Consider the following 19253-nt stretch of genomic DNA (forward strand, 5'->3'; position numbering starts at 1 on the left):
ATAACGATTCATTGCGGAGAGGATGAAGTGCTATGAAACGCATGGAAACGATCGATTATCTGATTACGACAGCCAAAGAAAAGACGCTTAAACGAGGGTGTTACGTGGATATGAAAGAAGAGGAGTGTTACTACTGCATCATCGGGCATCTCTTAAAAAAACAGGGAGCGACCGACGAAGAGCTGGATCTCCTCCATGATGAAAACGAGGCCTCTTATAACATCGACTACTTGCTGAATCGAGTCCGAGAAGGAAAGGTAGAAGATAAAAATCTGGCACGTATTCTCACAGGTCTTGCGGAATCAGGATTGCTGGATGAAGAAATGCAACTGTTGCAATCTTTAAATGATGACCATGATCCAGAAGACGTGATTGGATTCCTGAACGAAATGAAAGAGGTGTCCCTATGACCAACATCCCAAAGAATCAGATAGTGGTGCGAAAAAGGAAAAAAACAGCAACGCGGTATTATATCAATGTAAGTGATACAGAGGAAGAAGGATTCATCTACGAAAGAGACTCGTCCTGGTTTTGTTCAAAGGGTAAAATACTGGTAAAAGAAGCAATAGGGAACGGAGCTACAATCCTTTTCCCGAGAGAATCGCTGAAGGAAATGAGTGAGAGAGATTATAAGATGGGTGTCGCGTTATATGAAAACCTTAACCATATCGAGGAACAGGGAACCTATATCGACATGATGCTTCAAAAATACAAAAGAAACCCACTGTGAGAGTGGGTTTTTCTAATCCAGACTGTCTCGCACCTTATCCGCAAGGCGTGTATAAAAATTGTAGACGTTGATCAAAGTATTGCCATCGTCGTCTTTCATGTCAGCAAGGGTGTCCGCTATGGCCTCATCGAATTCTTCAGGTGTTTTGGCTCTCAAATGATCACCCGTTCGGAGTTCCCGATAGACTTCATCGTAAAAAGGAGAAAAAACACCTGGAAGGCTCGCTTCGAATGCCACCAAAAAAAGCCTCATTTCTTCTTTTAAAACTCCCTCTAACCGTTCTCTCCCTGTCGCGTGACGAAGAAACATAACATTCATGGTTGATGCCGCGTGATTAAACATATCCATCAGAATCATCCTTTCTCTTCTTTTCATCAGTATACCTCGAATGGGGAAGAACGGGGGAAAAGAGCGCATTGTTTCTCATAGGAATCGAATGAGAAGTGTCCAATAAGGTGTATAACAGAAATGGTCGAAAAGGAGGGATACGATGAAGCGATGGTTGCAGATCGGACTGTTCCTTATCGGGATAGGCTGGATGAGCGGGGAAGCCGTGGCGTTATCAGGCAACGGGACGAGCGGGGATCCGTATGTGATCACCACGTGTACAGAACTTCAGAGTATCCCGAGTCTTGATACAGATACGGGAACCGTTTATATAGAAGGCTATTTTGAGCTGGGGAACGATATTGATTGCAGTGATACAGTGAACTGGAACGGAGGGAAAGGGTTTGACCCAATCGGGAATTACAGCACAGACCGTTTTAATGGGAGTTTCAACGGGATGGGCTATAAGATCAAAAACCTGAGCATCAATCGTCCAACAGAAGATTATGTAGGGTTGTTCGGAGTATCCGTATTCGCTTACATTTACAATGTAGGGTTGGAAGATGTGGACATTACAGGCCAAGACAACGTAGGCGGACTGGTCGGTTCCATAGAAGGGACTAATCCTGATTTGTACGATCAATTGTTTACAACAGGTGTCATAAATGGACGCGATCGGGTAGGAGGTATAGCAGGAATAACTTATGCACGGAACATGTCCCATATGTATTCCCGAGCCGCGGTTACTGGGAGCTCGTGGATTGGGGGGATTTTTGGATATGTAATAACCGATGATGATTGGTATGACAGCTATGCAACAGGAATTGTCTCGGGTTCTTCGGAAATTGGCGGGGCTGTGGGATTTGAACATGCAAGTACACTAGATGATTGCCATTGTTACTGGGATACAGAAGCTTCTGGGACAACACTATCCGACATGGGCACAGGCAAAACCACGTCCGAAATGAAACAAGAATCGACCTACACAGGTTGGGATTTTACCAACACCTGGGCGATCGATCCCCTCATCAACGATGGTTACCCGTATCTGCAAAGCGTTCCGCCAAGCCCGACGATTGTGACAGATGGGCTCGTCGGCTACTGGCATTATAAAGAGGGTGTCGATGAAGCGGGAGGGGTGTGGGAAAACATCGCACCTGCTACCAAAGGGCAATACGACGGGGTCATCAACGGGGGCGCGTTATCGACGGATGGGGTTTCGTTTGGAACTGGCGATACATTCCTTTTGGAAGATGGCAATCGAATTCCAGAAGGAAGTGGATTTACGGTTTTTTACAGTGTGTACCAATCAATCGAAGATACGTTCCACTCTTTTTATAATTGGGATTCAAATGCATTACATTTATTACACACTGGAGAATTTCGTTATTACAATTATATTTACAATACCACAAGCGGTAGTTACGAGGCTGATGTTACGGTAGTTCAGATCAATTGGGATAATCAGCCATTACAAATCGGTGTTACGCACGATTACGGAACGAAAACAAAACGTTTGTATGTGAATGGAACTCTTGTTATAACAGATACGTATTCTTTTAATGATAAAAGCAAAAACATGGCGTATGAACAGGAACTTATCTATGGATACAAGGGATTGGTTAAACAAGTTAAGTTTTACAATCGGATATTATCCCCTGACGAAGTGGCCCATAATTACACTATATCTCCTGACGAAGTGGGTTTAAACGGTTCCACGAGCACCGCGCCTGGCACCACCCCGCCAGCCGAGGTCACAGGGTTATCTGAGATCCACAACGACCGCAGTGTGACCCTCTCGTGGAACAATCCTGCTGACTCCGATCTTGATTCTGTGAACATCTATCGAGACGGCGTGCTCGTTGGCAATTCGTCGAGCGAAATATACACCGACGCGGGATTAACCGCTTCAACCCTTTACAGCTATACCATAAAAACGCTCGATACATCGGGCAATGAATCTTCTGGGGTTTCGTTAAACGTGACAACAGATCCCCCGAGCCCTCATATCGCGAATCGTCCAATTGAAACATTTGAAAGCGGGAACTTATTCTCCAATATGTCAGGTGGCACTGGTTTCTCCAGAGGAACCACAAGCGCCTACAACGGAAGCTACGGACTGAGGAGCATTGTCGCGAAAAGCTATAAATATGCGCTTTCTTCGGATTACATCACAAACAGCAACTTCCGTATGGGGGTCTGGACGAAAATCAATACTGACGCGGACACGGCTGGCTTAAACGGGATCACGTTCGGCGTGCAGGATTTGTCTCCTGTCTCTCAAACGGGGTATCAGATCGTGATCGATGAGCGAAACGGCGGGAAGATCCACTTTCGGAAAGATTATGATTTTACGACCTCGCAGGAGTTCTCGGTCCCAATATCAGTTGACACATGGTATTACGTCGAGGGGATCTGGAACGGAACTACCATTGAAGGAACCGTGTATGACGAAGGGTTAAATCCGATCTGGAGCAACACATTCACGGATAATACGTATACCGATGGCTACTTTGGTGTAGCAAGTTATTCGTCCGCATCATTCGATGACGTGGCAGCGGAGAGTGACGGAGCCTTATCGATCACCGCTCCTGCTTTTGTCAGTTTCCCTTCTGTTACACTCGGAGAAGGGACAAACGGGGTTACGGCAAACCTTCCTGCTCTCACCGTAGGGGATGAACGGTTAGGCGGAGGGGGATGGGAGCTTTCCGTATCCGCCACCCCGTTTACAGAATCAGGAGGAGCAGGCTATACGTTCCCAACTGGTAGCCTCTCGTTAAAGGGCCCTGATGGGATCACGGAAACAAAAGGGCCAGGTGGTGCTATTCCTTCATTACCTGGCGGCGCGTTCCTGATCGATGATGGAGGGACGCACACGCTTGTAACCGCACTTGACGGGGAAGGAGTCGGTACATTTACGGTTTCATTCCCGAGTGATGCGCTCACGTTGACGATTCCCTCATCGGTTCCTCTTGTGGATGGCGCCAATTACCCTTCTTCTCCTACACCGTACCGTTCGACCATTCAATGGGTTCTGTCCGCAGGCCCCTGACCCGCTACCGCAGCGGGTTTTTGTATGTCTTTTCTAGGACTGTTATAAGGAAATGCGCCATAAAAAGCTAATCCATATATAAGTGCACGAGGAGTATTAAAGAAGGGGTGGATGGACGAGATGAAGAGATGGATGCTGATTGCGATCATGCTTTTAAGCGTATTAGTCATAAGCGGAAAAGCAGGAGCGTTATCAGGCAGTGGCACAAGCGGGGACCCCTATATCATCACGACGTGTACAGAACTTCAGAGTATCCCGAGTCTTGATACGGATACAGGGACAAGTGATATAGACGGATATTTTGATCTTGGAAATGATATCGATTGTAGTGATACGGTGAATTGGAACGGGGGCCAAGGGTTTGAACCGATTGGGACATTCGAGGGTGTATTCGACGGAAAAGGGTTTACCGTGGACGCCATTTACCAATCAGGACAAACCTATGCAAGCGTGTTCGAATTTTTGGTCGATGGGGGGATTATTCGAAACGTTGGGTTTACCAATCGGAACGCCACAGGGGATTATGTTTCTGGGGTAGTTCAAACGGCGTGGGATTCCACCATTGAAAACGTCTATGTAGAGGGAGAATTGAACGGGGATTATGTTTATGGGCTAGTCGGATTCATAGAGAATTCAACCATTCAGAATAGTTATGTCCGAGCTAATCTTACGTCTTTAGGAACAGATGCAGCTGGTTTAATAGGGGATATAAGCGGGGCGTGGACTATGACAGACTCTTCCACCATAGAGAACCTCTACTACATAGGGAACATCCACTCCCAGGATCGTTCGGATCAGGATTTTGAATACTTTTCCTATATCGATTCTGGTGAAGCGTCTTCTGTCACCATAAGCGGGATTTATGTCAATGAAGAGGCGAGTTCCATTGATGACAGTACAGGGTCCCATGATCCTGGAGCTTTCACCTTTTTGACTGACAGTCAGTTTAAAAGTGAAGTATCTTTTGCGGGCTGGGATTTTACCAACACCTGGGCGATCGATCCCCTCATCAACGACGGCTATCCTTATCTCAAAAATGTTCCGCCTTACGTCGAACGTGAGATCGTAACAGACGGGCTTGTTGCGTACTGGCATTATCACGAGGGGTTCGATGAAACGGGAGGTGTATGGGAAAACCAGGCTCCCGCCACAAAAGGTCAGTATGACGGAACCATACAAGGTGCCTCCCTGCATGAAGACGGTGTCTGGTTCGACGGATCTGATGATCGGGTTACCTTTCCGTTCCCGTCAGAACTCGATCGGAAAAATCAGTCATTCACGTTCACATTCACGTTCAACGGAGAAAATCTCAACACGTACCCTACCTTTTTAACAGGCGTGACGTTTATGAGTATCGGTGGATGGAATCTGTATCATGAATTTTACAGAGAAAGCGATGATGTACAACTGTCAAACGACTTCATCTACGGAGATTACGGAGAACCCCTGTCAGCCTATGAAAATCGGAGTCTCACCTTCGTTTATGACAAAAACCTTTACACGTTCTCGTATTATCTCGATGGTGTTTATTACGAGACCCTTTCCCTCGGATTCCCGATTTATCTGAACGGTTATACAATCGACAATTATATACTGGGGTATGACCAATATAAAGGGTATGTACAGGCAATGAAGTTTTATGATCGCGTTTTAACAGACGAAGAAATTCTCAAAAACGCTACAATTGAACGGGAGCGAATCGGGGATACAGGAAGCCTCTCGTTCGAGGTGCCCGATTCCGTTGATATGGGGACAGCTGAAATCGGAAAGGGAGGGCCGCTCCTTGTTCCGTTGCCTCCTCTGACGGTGAAAGATTCAAGAAGCCAGGGTGGCGGATATCACATAACTGTATCCGCTTCTCCTATGAAGGAAATAAACGGAGAGGGGTTGATGTTTCCTGTCGGAAGTTTAAAACTCTCGGGTACGCTGTCAGGGACGCAGCAGGCAGGGGGCTGGTCTCTCGGGGCAGGTCACACTGGTATTTCTCATATCATTGATGACGGATCTCCTGTGACGGTTGTCAGAGCAGAAGATGGAAAGGGAATTGGATTGTGGGCGTATGTATTTTCTGGTGGTCTGGAGCTCACGATTCCGACCGATCAAAAACTGACCGATCTCATTCATTACCCAGGTGGCACCACTCCGTACAAAACCCAGCTCTTGTGGAGTATCATATCAGGACCCTGACCCGCTACCATAGCGGGTTTTTTAGTTTGCACGGTGACAAGAGTTTGGTATCCTTTTCTAGTAGGAGGGTAAATCATGAAATGTTCACTATACATACGCGTATCATCCCAACAATACCAGGAAGAAAAGAAGGAAGCGATTGAAACGCTTTCTGCTTATATACAGGAGAACGGCTGGAGCGTCGCTGAGGTTTACACGGATGAAATCAAAGGCCGTAACATCGTACGCAAAGAAGCAGAAACGATGATCGAAGACGGCGATTACGGTAGATACGACGCGATTGTCACGTACGATCTTCCTCAACTCGCACGAAATGGTCACATATCAGAAGAGATCGAGCGCCTCATTACAGAAAGAGGGATTCATGTTTTGACGGTTGACGGAAGCTACAATACGTTAGAGAATGACCCTGCACATTTCGCCCTGTACCGAAATCTGTACGAAAAAGAAGCCAAAAAACGAAGTGAGTTCATCAAGTCCCAGATCCGAAAAAGGACGGAGAGTGGGAAATTTAAAGGCTCGATTCCTCCGTATGGATACCAATTGAAAGACGGAAAACTCGTCCCACGAAAGGATGAAACGCCAGGTGTCGTCAGGCGCATCTACAAAGAGTACCTGGATGGAGCGGGCATGGATGGTATACGAGCCCGTCTGAATGAAGAAGGGGTGCGAAGTCCTTCATCCATCGTCGGGAAGAAAAATGCGACTAAGGAGTGGAAAAAAACATCTCTCCGCAAAATCTTAAGCAATCCGCACTACGTCGGCGACCTTGTGCAGGGAAGGGAACGGACGCTTGAGCCTTATGAGCGGAAGCGGGAAAAGGTGCCTGAAGACCAGCAGGTTCTCATACCGAATACACATGAAGCCATCATTTCAAGGAAAGATTTTGAAGCGGTCCGAGCCATTCGGAAAGATCACCAGGAAACACATTTTTTGAAAACGCAACAGAAGCGGCTGTTCCGCGGGATCATGCACTGCAACGAGTGCGGATCAAGCATGTGGTATCGGGAGAACCGAAAAGGGTATATCTGTGGACGTCATGCCCGCTACGGAAACGACTATTGCACGAGCCACGTGGTGAAAGAGGATTATGTGAAGGGGCAATTAACCCATGAACTCATCCAGTTCCAAAACATCCTGAGGGAGCCTGAAACAACAGGCGGTCTCGCAGAAGAGTTATGGGAAATGGGCGTGGCTGAACCTGAACGCGTCGTCTCTGATATGAAGGAACGTGTAGAACAGTGGTCCTTATCAGGATATGCGATCGGGGACGAGACCTTAAGAGCGTTCGTAAAAGAGATCATAGTGACAGAAGACGGAGAGCCCCACGTTACGTACAAGAGTCCGCTTCATGAAATGGAAGAACGGCTGGAATAATTGTAACGGGTTCGATTTTGAAGTAAAAAAAGGTAAATAGCAACCAAATTCGTTGATCAAATAACAGCATTTATTAGCATCCTTAGCTCTGTTTGCGGGTTGAGAAGAAAAGTCTCTTCCAGAACCTATACCTGTCGCTGCGGGTATAGGGAACAACGCGATACTCACGAGGCTAAAAATAGTTTAAATATAAATTTTCAATACAAAAAGCAACTGAATTGTCAGTTGCTTTTGTTTTATTGTTTACTGTGCTTTTTTCTCGAAATGTTCAGTGAACCTCTCGGCATTTAAACATACTGAGGGTTGCCGCTTGTCTACCTAAACCAGATTTACCGTTCATAATAAAGTTCATAATTTTTTTCTTCACAATCTTTCTTGGGTTCTGCTAAATAAGATTGTGAGTATGGATTTTCTTTGGCGTTAAATCTGTAACAATCAGATGATAATTTACACTCTTTATTTGGACACATTGTGATGCCCGCCATTTTCCATCTTCCTTTCTCCTTGCTCAATTATCGTCCGCTATGCAGTATAGCACTTCATTACCCAACTGTTATCTTCTTATGGAATTTCGATAAGTTTTAGACCTGCCACGGAATCATCGTGGATGAGCACGTTTCCGTATTTATTCTGAAACCTGATGAGGGATTCGATTGATTCGATCTGGATGGTCCAGTACGTTGCTTCTTCTGTTTCTTTTGGATCTGCGTTTTTGGCATCGATTTCAGAACGGGCCCGTCGGACCGCTTCATCACAAGGTTTCTCCTGCCAGTTGCAGCGGCGTCTTACTTCAAACATCATGGGTGATTCTTCCTTTCTCTGTGTAAGGGATTATAAGACTATAATACCATATTCAGGAATGGAGAGGGGGGAGGAAATAGAGACGATACGGTAAAAGTATAGGGGCTTCCAATCTTAACAGGACCTTAAACAATACGAAATCCATGCATCTTGTTTTTTCATAAGAAAACCCCTCCGCTTTGGCAGAGGGGTTAATCCGTATAGGGTTGATCAATTCTGAACAAGAATCCATTTTCGAAAGAACGGAAGATTCTTAGTTTCGGGGTATGCCACTCGGGCCTCACCTCAAATGCATCCTCACAAAACGATTCTAACTCTTCCTTTGTGAGGATGCCTCTTATGACGTAAGCGCTCCAAACTAAACGCGCAAAAAGAGGGCTGGTCTTTGTCAGATGGAGTGTGATTCCCCGTTCAAACAGATGGGGAGCATGTTGTTCCAAAAGATGGTTGTAATCAGACCTTTTTGTATTTATCGAAAACTCATCAACCCGTTTTCCATTAAACGGGTGATAACAAGTGAACGTACCCCTGGCGTAAGACGCGTGACATTCGAGAAACTGAAAAAAACATCGCACTTTATGAGAGTGATAGTCTTTGCTCGCCCGAAGCCGTCGTTTGATCCAGTCAGGTTTACGGAAAAAGATTTCTGTCGTATCACCATCTCTCGCCAGATGATAATCTGTGAACAAAATATCCATCCACTCTTTCAGAGATGCGTAAGAAACTCCTTTTATAATAAGAGATCCGCATGAGCGGGTTAATTCCTCACTGGTTGAGCTGTTACCCACTGCGATCGTTATGTTGGTCATGATGGTTCTCTCCTTTCCTGAACAAAAGAAAAAAGAGGGAGCGACCCTCTTAAGTGATTAATCGTTGCGGTGCTAAAAAGAAGCCCGTACTCGCGTATTCGAGAAATGAAACCAAAAGCGCACCGCTGTTTGGTTTTGCCCCTTAGGAGCCATTGTAGAGCACCTTTGTTAATATAGTCTATGGGCGAAAGGGGAGACGTATGACACTCTTATCAAAAAAATTAAAAACCCCCATTCGGCAGATCAGCCAATGGGGGGGTTACGTACTGACTGTTTCAGTCTTCATCAGGATCACAGCGGAAACAAATAAGAGAAAGAAAAAAGCAGGTGGCCTGATCGCCATCTGCTTTTTTGGATTCATTATCTTAGATTATGAAACCAGTTCATAATCTCTTTTTTGCTCATTCCAGTGACAAATCCCTTCTGATACCACCAATTGACCCTCCCATGGACATAGCACACCATCTGGATGGGCATCAAGGGAAAGCAAACGTTTTTGTCTGTACAGGTCGTACTTCAGATCGTGAATGCTTGCCTGCACAGGGCAATCGATGTCATCGGATAATGCACCAAATATCTCCAGTTTATTTCTTTCGAACGCATGGGCGTCCAAATAAAGATACGTTACTTTTTCCGCCATCATCATCATCCCTTCTCATTATTTTTTGTGTCGTTATGGTTATGTTACCACCAGCGTTTCCCTAGTGGAGAAAAAAAGTGGTACCTCTTTAATCGAACGGATAACCCTTGAAATCCGCGTCTCCCTGAGCCTTGCGCCAGTATCCAAATACCTCAAGAATCCCCATTCCCGCCATTTCCTCGTACTGTTTTTGTGTTTCTTCGTCACAGTATCCAAGGTCATAAAGGTCGTAGCAGGAATCAAGGGCCCGAGCCAGGTCTTCAAACGTTTTGTATTTCCTGCAAATGTCTTCTTTTGTTAAAGTCTTTTCCAATAGGATCCTCTCCTTTTATCCTTTGTTCTTCTTATTGTACGGCATGTATCCTTAGAGAGAAGAAAAACACTGAGGTTGTTTTTACAGTCCTTTTGATAATCGATGTAGAATAGAGGAAAAGCTTAACAGAAAGGATGATTCTAATGAAAGAACTGACGATGGAAGAACTGAAACCTTTGGATTTGGCACCCCTGTTCCTGAAGCATGTTGAGGTCGGGAATATAGGCATGTACAGGTATGAGAACGTTCATGATTTGAGAGAGATCAGCCGACTGTGCCAAAACTATCACGGGTGGACGTTTAAAAGTCCGCATGAAAAAGTCATAGGGATCAGAATGACCGATGAACCTCTGAATGAAGACGTGATGCGCGAGCCAAGAGAACAGAATGAGACCCATACGTTAACCCAGGATAACAGGGGCTGTAACGGAAGGAAATACGATAAACGAACGGTCACGATCCGAGATTCGGATTTGGTACGCGAACTGAAACACTTCTTCAGGTGGAGAAAGGATGTCGGGTATGATCGTTTGATGAAACAAGGGTCGTATAACTACGATCGTTTTATCAAACACCTGTATGAAAGCGGATATCGAGCCCGATTGCCAAAACCTTAAAGGGGGAAGCAGAATGATCTATTCTACGGGTTGGTTCATACGCAAGGATGACAAAAACGGAAATATTGAAATGAAAAATAAGTGGAATGGTGAGGTTATCAAGCAGATTAATGGGGGGGCTTTTGATCATCACACGATTATTCATGTTAAACAGGACGGTACGTTCTTTGTGAAGGAAACGGATCTGTTAGACGCTGCCATGTATTTAGCTTGTCACAGGGATGGTGAACCGTACACGAACGAGTGGCGGGAAGAAAGCGAAGAAAAATACGGGCAGTTGACATTAGGTGAATTAATCCTAGCTTTTCATGAAGCGGGAACACCCGAACAGACAAAAGGTTTGATTGATGTGTTAGATTCCTAAGAGTCACTATATAAAAATAAAAAGCCCGAGAAAAGAAAAACTCTTTTCTCGGGCTTTTATCTATCTATTTTAAGTGTTCCTGAGCCATTTCTACGAGGCGTTTTGTCATCTCGCCTCCAACGCTCCCATTTTGACGGGCTGTCGTATCGGCCCCTAAAACAACACCAAACTCAGCAGCAATTTCTGTTTTCATGGAATTCATTGCTTCCTCCACACCAGGGACGACTAAGTGATTGCGGTTGGCCATCTTTTCTTCAACTCCTTTCGGTTATATTCCTAGTATGGTAGATCGAGAGATTCTTATACGAGATTAGGAGTGGAAGTTAGTGGTGACATCCTCACGGGGTTAAAACCCCATGCATCCTGCAAGGATCTAAGGAAGTCTCTTACTCCTTCGGAATAAAGCAGTGTTTTTCTGCTTTACAGTTGTTCTGTTTCCAACCCGAATTCAACGTAGAGACCACAGGCCGTGTCACGCGGCCCTCCCAGCTCGGATTATACCGTCTGGGCACCTAGTCTATCACCAGAAAACTGGCTACACCGCTAGGCTCGTGCGATATTATGACTTGCGTTTAAATCGGCATGTGAGGTGTACCCGCAAGAACGACAACAGAACCGATCTCTTGATCGGTTTTTCTTTTCGGCATGACCACATGCAGAACACGTCTGACTCGTTTTGTACGGGTCGATATCCGTTACGGTTATGCCGTACTTCGAGGCGCACTCCCTAATAAACTGTTTAAGCTGATAAAATGCCCAGGAGTGGATGGTACGATCGCTTCGTTTGGTCGACTTGCACGTTTTTCGTATGTCATCTAATTTCTCAAGTTTAATTACAGGGTTTTCAAACTGAAGGGAAAACAGCACAATATCTCGGGCTAATTGACGGTTATAGTTCGTCATCCAACGCTTTTCTTTTTGACCTACGCGTTTAACGGCACGCAGTGCCTTCTTTTTACTTAACGAACGGCGCAGGGAACGAAAATGACGTCGTTTAAACCCAACTTCTTTCCCGCTGAAAAACTGTCGTTTTCCACTGGTTGGTTCGGAAACAACAGCCAAATGACGAAGACCTACATCGACACCAATCGGTGTCTGTTGATCTCTGCCCATTCCATCAATTGGAGTGGCCATTTCAATCGGGATCGCTACATACCATTTCTTTCCCTTTCGGAATAGCTGCAAGGTCTTTCGGATGCCTTTATACGCTTTCGTTAAAAAAGGGAAATAGGTCCGTACGGTTTCATTCTCGATCACAGGAAGTTGGAGTTTGCCAAGGCCTGAGGTGAAACTGACATACCATCTGCCGTTTTTCTCGATCGTATTCCAGTTCTGATTGTTTATAGAGATTGGAAGAGAAGGTTTAAACCGAGGCACTCGTTTAGCCAGCCCCTTTTGAACGTCTGAAAGGGCTTTTTTAGCCCGTCGAATACTTTCGTTTTTAATCGCACTTTTAAGTGGACCAGGCACGTCTTTAGAGGATAATTTGTTCCCTTTTTGAAGTTCCCCGACGGACCAGTTTACGGCTTTGGAGTATTCCTTTTGATCCTTTAAAAAAGCTATATGCTTTCGTCTTGTTAGCTTTTTTAACTGGACGGTATAGGTTACAGTAGACATGATTTTCACCTCCTGTTCCTATTTTATGCAGAAACCAACAAGAATAACAGGCAAAATTCCCGATTCATCTCGGCTTTAAAAAACCGAGCTTTCTTGGTTGTGAACGTAAAAATGAGCGCTCTATCAGAAAAAATAGGCAGGACAAGGGATTTCAAAACTGCTAAACTATACCTAAATGTGGAAGCTAGGAAGAGGGAAACAGAATGTACAGATGGTTTATGCGTTTTATCGATCATGCATTTGTCGTCGTAGTTGCAGGACAGACCGCTTACGCATGGCGGGCAGGGGAGACGGTTCTTTCCTTGATGCTACTCACGATTTGTGTGGGTTTGTTGGTTTCAACGATTAAAAAAGAGATTCGCACTTACAAAGAGGGCGGATGGTAACGGAGGAATGACTATGAACAAGGTTGCTGCTTTTCTGACATCATCAGCTGTGAAAGACCGTCGTTTGTTTGGGCTTTTGTTTCTGATGATTCTCATACATATCATGAATCAGAACGAAGAAGTTACCGCAATACTAAGCGGAGGAATAGGCGGTTTGTTTGCCTATCAGGCGTTTAACAAATATTTAAAAAAATTGGCGAACGACCGTCTCTCCCATATGATGAATCAACCACTCGATTCCCTGGACGGGTTCGCGGAAACTGTTGAGAAGGAGCTGAAACTTTTCCGTCGGAAAAGTTTGCTGGTTTTCCTCGTCCTAACAACGGTTCTTTTGCCCCTCCCGCTACTTTTGGCCTTTTCGAAACAATGGTTTCAGTCAGACCTCCGTTTATCCATTTTTTTCGCAGGAATACTAGTCGCTTTTCACTGGATCGATCAAGGGGCGAGGCGCGAGGTGAGAAGGGCGAAGGTCATCAAACAAGAGATCGAAAATCTGTAAGCACATACATTCTACAAGCCCAGAGCCATGACCAACAAAAAACGTTTTATATACAATAGGCGGTGTTTAAAATACTAAATACATTATTAGGTTACGTTCATATGAGGCAAATGTACAATCAGGGGTATAACGGGGGTCTCCCTTTTTTAATTAGTTTGATCCTAATTGGCCTTTTTATATTTTTCATCGAACCCATTGTGCAATTTTCAACCTTCATCGGGTTGACCGATTTCTTCAGGGAAATAGGGGTTGTAACAAATCATTCAGGCGATACGCTGGATCGTTTTGGTCTCTTTTTTATTGTCCTTTTTCTGTTCTTTTTAGCTCTTTGCCTGGTGGCTCTTCTTTTGTTTTCGTTGAGCGATTTTCTTGGATATGTGGTGTTTGGTCTTATTTGTGTCGTCTTTTTGCCTCTTCTTCTTCTTTTGTATGCCAGTGCATCCTTAGGCTTGCTTATTTTTGGTGGCAGAAAAGGTTCTCCTCGCTGGAAGAGAAATTCCTTTGGGAAAAACAAAATTCCTTTGTCTGATGTACTAGGAAACATCAATCGAATGCCTTGTGAAGATGATGATTTCTTCTATATCGGGATCACGAAAGACAATCGGGATTATTTGATTTTGCCACAATTAAAAGAAGCGGATCAAGATCATAGTCTTTTAAAGTGTCAAAGAATGGATTTGACGATTCCTCATAACGATCATCGAAGATTGACAGATGACGATATACAGGACATATCCTCAACTGAATTTCAATATTTTCTCGAACAAAGAAAATCTCAAGATTATAAAAACTTCTTCAAAGACTACGCGAAAGAAGTGGAATACAGAGAACAGACACAGCTGTTGTCCTATCCAGAATACATTGAATCAGAACGGAAGAAGCATAATGGAGGTCCGATACCAGAATAAATGCATGCAACACAGGCTATGCGTTCAGGATTGAAACGCAATGCCGATGAATACCTTAAAGCAGGCGGGATAGTATGAAACAGATAACCGAACTATTTTATTCTACTAAGAAAACAGATTGGCGATTATTCGCCTTGTTTTCTCTTTTATCTTTGTTGTACATCGTTTTTCCTGAAGCAGGCCTGTCGGCTCTTTTGTGCGGAGGAATTACAGGATTGCTCACACATCGGACCATGACAGGGATCCTGACGAAACTCGGAAACAACTATGTCCTCAGAACGCTTAAACGAGCAAAAGACGAAGAACAACCGTTTGATGAAATAAGAGAGGAAGAGCGGAAGAGGTACCATCGATTATCCAAAGGAACGGCTATCGTTGCTTTGGTGATCACCTTTCCCTTTTCCGTTATCATCGCTTCGGCGAATGGACTCATTTCTTCCAACATGGGCCTTGCTCTTTTTTTCTCCGTCTTAATCGTGCTGTTTCATACGTTTGACAAAATGGCGAGACTCGAAACCCATAAAAAACACCATATCGCAGAAGCCCTCGAGGAAGTGGGGTAAGCAAAAAACCGCAGACATGGTTCTGCGGTTTTTTGCTGTTACAAAGGCTCGAGCTCGAGTATTTTCAACGAATCGAGAATCTTCGGTTCAACATGTTCCAGCGTTTGATGGAGGAGTTCGGCTTCTCGGTTTTGTTCCTCCAGGCGTTCGAGGATTTCTTTTCGTTCCTTTCCTTTCGGGTGATCCTCATCACCCTTATAATCAGGTGAGAACTCATATTCGATCATTTCAAGCGTTAAACAGGCATTCTGATAGGCGGACGCTGTTTCCTCATACAGAACGAGGTTCTCAACATCCCTCCCATAAAACGAGTGAAGGATACGCTGGTCTGACGTGTACACATCATAATACTCTTCGTCTTTCCCTTCACTGACCGTTCATTAGGAGACCGCAAGCCCCTGGCTTCAGACATGGGGTGAGGTCTCTTTTCTATGTTTTGTTTTCCTATCATGTATATTAGATAAACGGCAACGATATAATAAATACATGAAGAATTTAATTCAATATAAATCAAATAAGAACGTTGTATACTCGTGCAAGTACCATGTAGTTTGGTGTCCAAAGTATAGAAGGAAAGTTCTTATCGACGGAGTAGACGAACGATTGAAAGTTATTCTCCAGGAAGTTGCTGAAAAACTCGATTCAGAAATTATAGAAATGGAAATCATGGAAGACCACGTCCACCTTCTTGTGGATGTGGATCCACAGTTCGGGATCAATAAGCTCATTAAAAAAATGAAAGGAACTTCTTCAAGACTTCTAAGAGAAGAGTTTCCCTGGTTGAAAAGTCGAATTCCGTCCTTGTGGACGAATAGTTATTTTGTTTCAACAGTAGGTGGTGCAACATTAGATACTGTTAAACTATATATCGAAAATCAAAAAAACGTGTAAAGGAGTTAAGGCGTTATGTTGGACAATAAAACTCAAAAAAAGTGCACCCCGTCGTTTACAGCTACGTTGCCTCTAGAATCCGTAGCCAAGCAAGAAAAATACTATTGGAAGCTGTCCGACTGCGCCCGTCAGCTTTTCAATGCTGTTCTATCAGAAGCAAGAAAGCGTTCCAATCGAATCAAAAACACGAAGTTATATCAAGAAACCATTCGACTACCGAAAAATAAGAAAGAAAACATAAGCAAACGAAGAGAAAATTTTAAATACTTAAATGAACAGTTCGGGTTTACGGATTCCTCTTTGCAGTCATTTGGCACCAAAACAAAAAACGACTCCAAGTTCATCGCGGAGCATTTGGGTACTCACGTTTGCCAGAAAACATCAACAAAAGCTTTTAGAGCTGAGCAGCGAGTCGCTTTGCGAAAAGCAAAAAAAGCCAACTTCAAAAGAAAAGGTGAGTTCGTTTCCATTGAAGGGAAAAACAATGAAACATTCATTCGCTACTCCAATGGCTATGCAATTATTGGGAATACGACCTGCAAGTGTTCGATTAATCCAAAAGATAAGTGGATGCAACATGCCTTGAAACAACGAATCAAGTATTGCCGTTTGATTTCAAAAGTCGTCAAAGGCAAACGTAAGTTTTATCTTCAGTTGATTTTAGAAGGTCAACCGTATCAAAAACATTCGCTCGGAACCGAAGAGACAGGTATTGATGTTGGTCCATCGACGATTGCCGTTGTATCGGATACCAAGGCGGAGCTGAAAGAGTTTTGTTCTGAACTTGTGTTTTTGGATAAAGAAAAACGTAGGCTTCAACGCAAAATGGATCGTCAACGAAGAAAAAATAACCCAGACAACTACCTTCCTAATGGTGTCGTAAAGAAAGGTCGAAAGACCTGGGCCTCCTCCAATCGCTATTTGAAAACTAAAGCCCTTGTCCATGAATATGAACGCAAACTTAAAGAAAAAAGAAAGACATTCCATGGTAAGGAAGTTAATCAAATTGTTCGCCGTTCTAAAATTGTAAAGGCAGAAAAACTTTCTTACAAAGCATTTCAAAAACTATTTGGCAAATCCGTAGGTCGGAGAGCTCCTAGTCAATTCGTCAATCGACTCCAAGACCGTATGATTGCTTATGGTGGTGATTTTCAAGAGATATCAACCTACAAAACGAAATTATCGCAAACTTGTCATTGCGGACAAACGAAAAAGAAAAAACTCTCCGATCGATGGCATCGGTGTGAGTGCGGAATCGTTGCTCAGAGAGATTTATATTCAGCCTTTTTAGCTAAATGTATTGTAAGGTCGGGAACTCTAAGCAAACAAAAATCAAAGAGACAATGGGATATGGCTAAGGTACTCTTAGATGAATGTGTTAAAAATACCAAAGAAAAAAACCAAAAGACTTATTCTTCTTTCGGTTTTTAGAAAATGAAACAATAAACTTGTCTTAGGATACAGACATCAAAGAATATCCTCAGGTGTAGATGTGCCCCTAGACGATCAATAAACGGTGAGGTGCAAGGGAATCCGAGCGCCCGATATAAGGACTGTTTATCCTTGTGTCGGTAGAACTGTTTCGTTCGTGAAAGGATCTTAGGGACGAGGTGATAGCCTTTTTCTGTTTTGTATTAAAAAACAGATCGGAAGAGCTTAGTCCTATTAAGAACTGGAACCCCCTGGATTTATCCACGGGGAAGCATCAGACGAAAAATAAAAGCTGCGTTAAGAAGAAAACCTTTGTGGTTTTTCTGAAAAAGTAGTTTGGAAATGATTTATAATTAGAGAAAAATAAGAGGTTGAAAGAGAAGGTGAACCAAGTGAAACAATTCAAGTTTGGGGAAACGTATAAAATTAACGAGGTAAAGAACCATGTGGAATCAGACCCAGATTTATTTGCGGATTTAAGCAAAGTGAATCAGGCTCAAATCAGAAGCGAAAGTCTGATGGATGATGTTGTTGCAAATTTTCATTTGAGCGGGGATAAGGCTCGATGCATCTTCAATATTTATAATAGTGAAGAAAACCGAGGTATTAGAAAAATACAATCCCGAGGGAGAGAGGCGTAACATGATGAATGCGATGTGTGAAAAGCAATCGAAACGAGAACATTGGATTACGGAAAACCTTACCGAAGGATCTCCCCTGTCGTTTTATGAGGAATACGGAGAATACCCTGTTGTGGAAATGATCGTCAGAGCCCATCATGATGTGAAGGATGTGGCCCTGTGTTTACAGGAAGAATTGAAACAAAAAGGGTTCGAAAAAGAGCATGTAGAAGTCGTCGGCTGGGAAGAAACAGATGAGAAAGAACACGAGATCACATTCACATTTGACCTGTATGCGTTCAACAACGAAGAGCATCTGAAGGAATGTTTGGATGCGATAAACGAGGGAATAACTCCGTTCGCTTGGTAAATATGAAACTTTTATGAGTGGGGTCGGGCAAACTGTCTGACCTTTTTTCGTTTTTGCGCTTTGGTCTCATTCCATCCAATCCAGTAACGGGGTCTTCTGGTAAAGGTGAAAAAAGAGGACCATCCCTCTGTTTTTCAGCGTTTTCTCTTTCTGAACAGGAAAATAGAAGATCCGATGAATCCGATTAGTAAAAACGGACCCATAAAAACAACGCCAACAAGACTGTTCGAACCGTCGGATCCCAAAAAGCCTATGGCATAGCCAATCCCACCGCTTATGGCCGTGAAGAGAAGAAGCAGTAAAAACTTGAGCATAGTATCACCCCCAGGTATTTTTATACCGTGAACTCGTGTTGAGGGGAAGAAAAAATCATTTATTGTTATGACAGGCAACTGCCTGACTTTTTTCCTGGTGAAGCACACAAAAAAGGAAGCCAACAAGCTTCCTTTTACCGTTTTTGTTACACCTCATCCAGTTCGTAATGGTACAGGAGGAACGGAACGGGTGTTTCATCTTTGTTGTTGACCACGAGTTCGTGAAGCCCTTCCCCTTGCAGTCCTTCATCATAATACGGATGATCCTCGGTACTTCTGTACACCTCAACCACTTTCAACTCCATGTTGCGATACTCATCGTAACTGTCATTATCATTTTCTTCCGCTATGACAACCAGCGTCCCAGAATTGTACTCGTTCACAGCTATCATCCTCTCTTGTTATTGTATTCCCAGTATACCTTGTTTTCGTGAAGG

General features: G+C 43.8%; 25 protein-coding genes. 15 read left to right on the forward strand and 10 right to left on the reverse strand.

The window, feature by feature from the left end:
• Positions 1–32: 32 nt before the first annotated feature.
• Together IMZ31_RS23950 and IMZ31_RS23955 are read left to right on the forward strand one after the other, a co-directional pair.
• Positions 33–410 (forward strand): hypothetical protein, encoded by a 378-nt coding sequence (locus IMZ31_RS23950; RefSeq protein WP_207530962.1) that lies wholly within the window; start codon positions 33–35, stop codon positions 408–410.
• Entirely contained in the window at positions 407–730 is a 324-nt protein-coding gene (locus IMZ31_RS23955) for a hypothetical protein (RefSeq protein WP_207530963.1), read from the forward strand. The genes IMZ31_RS23950 and IMZ31_RS23955 overlap by 4 nt, the downstream gene beginning before the upstream one ends.
• 12 nt (positions 731–742) lie before the next feature.
• Here the strand turns inward: IMZ31_RS23955 and IMZ31_RS23960 are convergent, their stop codons facing one another.
• Positions 743–1078, reverse strand: a complete 336-nt coding sequence (locus IMZ31_RS23960) for a hypothetical protein (RefSeq protein ID WP_207530964.1) — start codon at positions 1076–1078, stop codon at positions 743–745.
• Positions 1079–1220: 142 nt separating this feature from the next.
• Here IMZ31_RS23960 and IMZ31_RS23965 point away from each other — a divergent pair, with 142 nt between their 5' ends.
• The 3 genes from IMZ31_RS23965 (at position 1221) to IMZ31_RS23975 (ending at position 7673) form a co-directional block, all read left to right on the forward strand.
• Positions 1221–4109: a WxL domain-containing protein gene (locus IMZ31_RS23965; protein WP_207530965.1), complete on the forward strand. Its 2889-nt coding sequence runs from the start codon at positions 1221–1223 to the stop codon at positions 4107–4109.
• Between the two features lie 120 nt (positions 4110–4229).
• Complete coding sequence (locus IMZ31_RS23970; RefSeq protein WP_207530966.1) at positions 4230–6296, forward strand: WxL domain-containing protein; 2067 nt, start codon at positions 4230–4232, stop codon at positions 6294–6296.
• 75 nt (positions 6297–6371) lie between these two features.
• Positions 6372–7673, forward strand: a complete 1302-nt coding sequence (locus IMZ31_RS23975) for a recombinase family protein (RefSeq protein WP_207530967.1) — start codon at positions 6372–6374, stop codon at positions 7671–7673.
• A gap of 561 nt (positions 7674–8234) precedes the next feature.
• On the opposite strand, the gene IMZ31_RS23980 is transcribed toward IMZ31_RS23975, so the two are convergent.
• From IMZ31_RS23980 to IMZ31_RS23995, 4 genes are all read right to left on the reverse strand, one after another.
• Complete coding sequence (locus IMZ31_RS23980) at positions 8235–8474, reverse strand: hypothetical protein (protein ID WP_207530968.1); 240 nt, start codon at positions 8472–8474, stop codon at positions 8235–8237.
• Positions 8475–8665: 191 nt separating this feature from the next.
• A complete protein-coding gene (locus IMZ31_RS23985) occupies positions 8666–9283 on the reverse strand; it encodes a hypothetical protein (protein WP_207530969.1) in 618 nt (205 codons plus the stop codon).
• A gap of 370 nt (positions 9284–9653) precedes the next feature.
• Positions 9654–9923 (reverse strand): hypothetical protein, encoded by a 270-nt coding sequence (locus IMZ31_RS23990; RefSeq protein WP_207530970.1) that lies wholly within the window; start codon positions 9921–9923, stop codon positions 9654–9656.
• A gap of 88 nt (positions 9924–10011) precedes the next feature.
• On the reverse strand, positions 10012–10236 hold the full coding sequence (locus tag IMZ31_RS23995) for a hypothetical protein (protein WP_207530971.1): 225 nt from the start codon (positions 10234–10236) through the stop codon (positions 10012–10014).
• Between the two features lie 143 nt (positions 10237–10379).
• Here IMZ31_RS23995 and IMZ31_RS24000 point away from each other — a divergent pair, with 143 nt between their 5' ends.
• Positions 10380–10853 (forward strand): hypothetical protein, encoded by a 474-nt coding sequence (locus IMZ31_RS24000; protein WP_207530972.1) that lies wholly within the window; start codon positions 10380–10382, stop codon positions 10851–10853.
• Positions 10854–10866: 13 nt separating this feature from the next.
• Positions 10867–11217, forward strand: coding sequence for a hypothetical protein (locus IMZ31_RS24005; RefSeq protein ID WP_207530973.1), 351 nt, complete (start codon positions 10867–10869; stop codon positions 11215–11217).
• Positions 11218–11281: 64 nt separating this feature from the next.
• On the opposite strand, the gene IMZ31_RS24010 is transcribed toward IMZ31_RS24005, so the two are convergent.
• Entirely contained in the window at positions 11282–11464 is a 183-nt protein-coding gene (locus tag IMZ31_RS24010) for an alpha/beta-type small acid-soluble spore protein (RefSeq protein ID WP_207530974.1), read from the reverse strand.
• Positions 11465–11760: 296 nt separating this feature from the next.
• On the reverse strand, positions 11761–12834 hold the full coding sequence (locus IMZ31_RS24015; protein ID WP_207530975.1) for an RNA-guided endonuclease TnpB family protein: 1074 nt from the start codon (positions 12832–12834) through the stop codon (positions 11761–11763).
• Positions 12835–13037: 203 nt separating this feature from the next.
• Between IMZ31_RS24015 and IMZ31_RS24020 the strand changes: the two genes are divergently transcribed.
• From IMZ31_RS24020 to IMZ31_RS24035, 4 genes are all read left to right on the forward strand, one after another.
• A complete protein-coding gene (locus IMZ31_RS24020; RefSeq protein WP_207530976.1) occupies positions 13038–13220 on the forward strand; it encodes a hypothetical protein in 183 nt (60 codons plus the stop codon).
• A gap of 13 nt (positions 13221–13233) precedes the next feature.
• Positions 13234–13719 (forward strand): hypothetical protein, encoded by a 486-nt coding sequence (locus IMZ31_RS24025; protein WP_207530977.1) that lies wholly within the window; start codon positions 13234–13236, stop codon positions 13717–13719.
• Between the two features lie 101 nt (positions 13720–13820).
• Complete coding sequence (locus IMZ31_RS24030) at positions 13821–14627, forward strand: hypothetical protein (RefSeq protein WP_207530978.1); 807 nt, start codon at positions 13821–13823, stop codon at positions 14625–14627.
• 74 nt (positions 14628–14701) lie between these two features.
• Complete coding sequence (locus tag IMZ31_RS24035) at positions 14702–15190, forward strand: hypothetical protein (protein WP_207530979.1); 489 nt, start codon at positions 14702–14704, stop codon at positions 15188–15190.
• Positions 15191–15228: 38 nt separating this feature from the next.
• On the opposite strand, the gene IMZ31_RS24040 is transcribed toward IMZ31_RS24035, so the two are convergent.
• The gene (locus IMZ31_RS24040; protein ID WP_207530980.1) at positions 15229–15531 is read right to left on the reverse strand and encodes a hypothetical protein; all 303 of its coding nucleotides are present in this window, start codon (positions 15529–15531) and stop codon (positions 15229–15231) included.
• A 145-nt stretch (positions 15532–15676) separates the two neighbouring features.
• On the opposite strand from IMZ31_RS24040, the gene tnpA reads away from it, so the two are divergent.
• From tnpA to IMZ31_RS24060, 4 genes are all read left to right on the forward strand, one after another.
• Positions 15677–16081: an IS200/IS605 family transposase gene (tnpA, locus tag IMZ31_RS24045; protein ID WP_207530981.1), complete on the forward strand. Its 405-nt coding sequence runs from the start codon at positions 15677–15679 to the stop codon at positions 16079–16081.
• Positions 16082–16096: 15 nt separating this feature from the next.
• On the forward strand, positions 16097–17512 hold the full coding sequence (locus IMZ31_RS24050; protein WP_207530982.1) for an RNA-guided endonuclease TnpB family protein: 1416 nt from the start codon (positions 16097–16099) through the stop codon (positions 17510–17512).
• 392 nt (positions 17513–17904) lie between these two features.
• Entirely contained in the window at positions 17905–18153 is a 249-nt protein-coding gene (locus IMZ31_RS24055; protein WP_207530983.1) for a hypothetical protein, read from the forward strand.
• A gap of 1 nt (position 18154) precedes the next feature.
• Complete coding sequence (locus IMZ31_RS24060) at positions 18155–18502, forward strand: hypothetical protein (RefSeq protein ID WP_207530984.1); 348 nt, start codon at positions 18155–18157, stop codon at positions 18500–18502.
• Positions 18503–18636: 134 nt separating this feature from the next.
• On the opposite strand, the gene IMZ31_RS24065 is transcribed toward IMZ31_RS24060, so the two are convergent.
• Positions 18637–18816: a hypothetical protein gene (locus IMZ31_RS24065; protein WP_207530985.1), complete on the reverse strand. Its 180-nt coding sequence runs from the start codon at positions 18814–18816 to the stop codon at positions 18637–18639.
• A 146-nt stretch (positions 18817–18962) separates the two neighbouring features.
• Positions 18963–19199 carry a hypothetical protein gene (locus IMZ31_RS24070; RefSeq protein WP_207530986.1) on the reverse strand — a complete coding sequence of 79 codons (237 nt, stop codon included), beginning with the start codon at positions 19197–19199 and terminating at the stop codon, positions 18963–18965.
• Positions 19200–19253 lie beyond the last annotated feature (54 nt).

Source organism: Pontibacillus sp. ALD_SL1 (assembly GCF_017355605.1).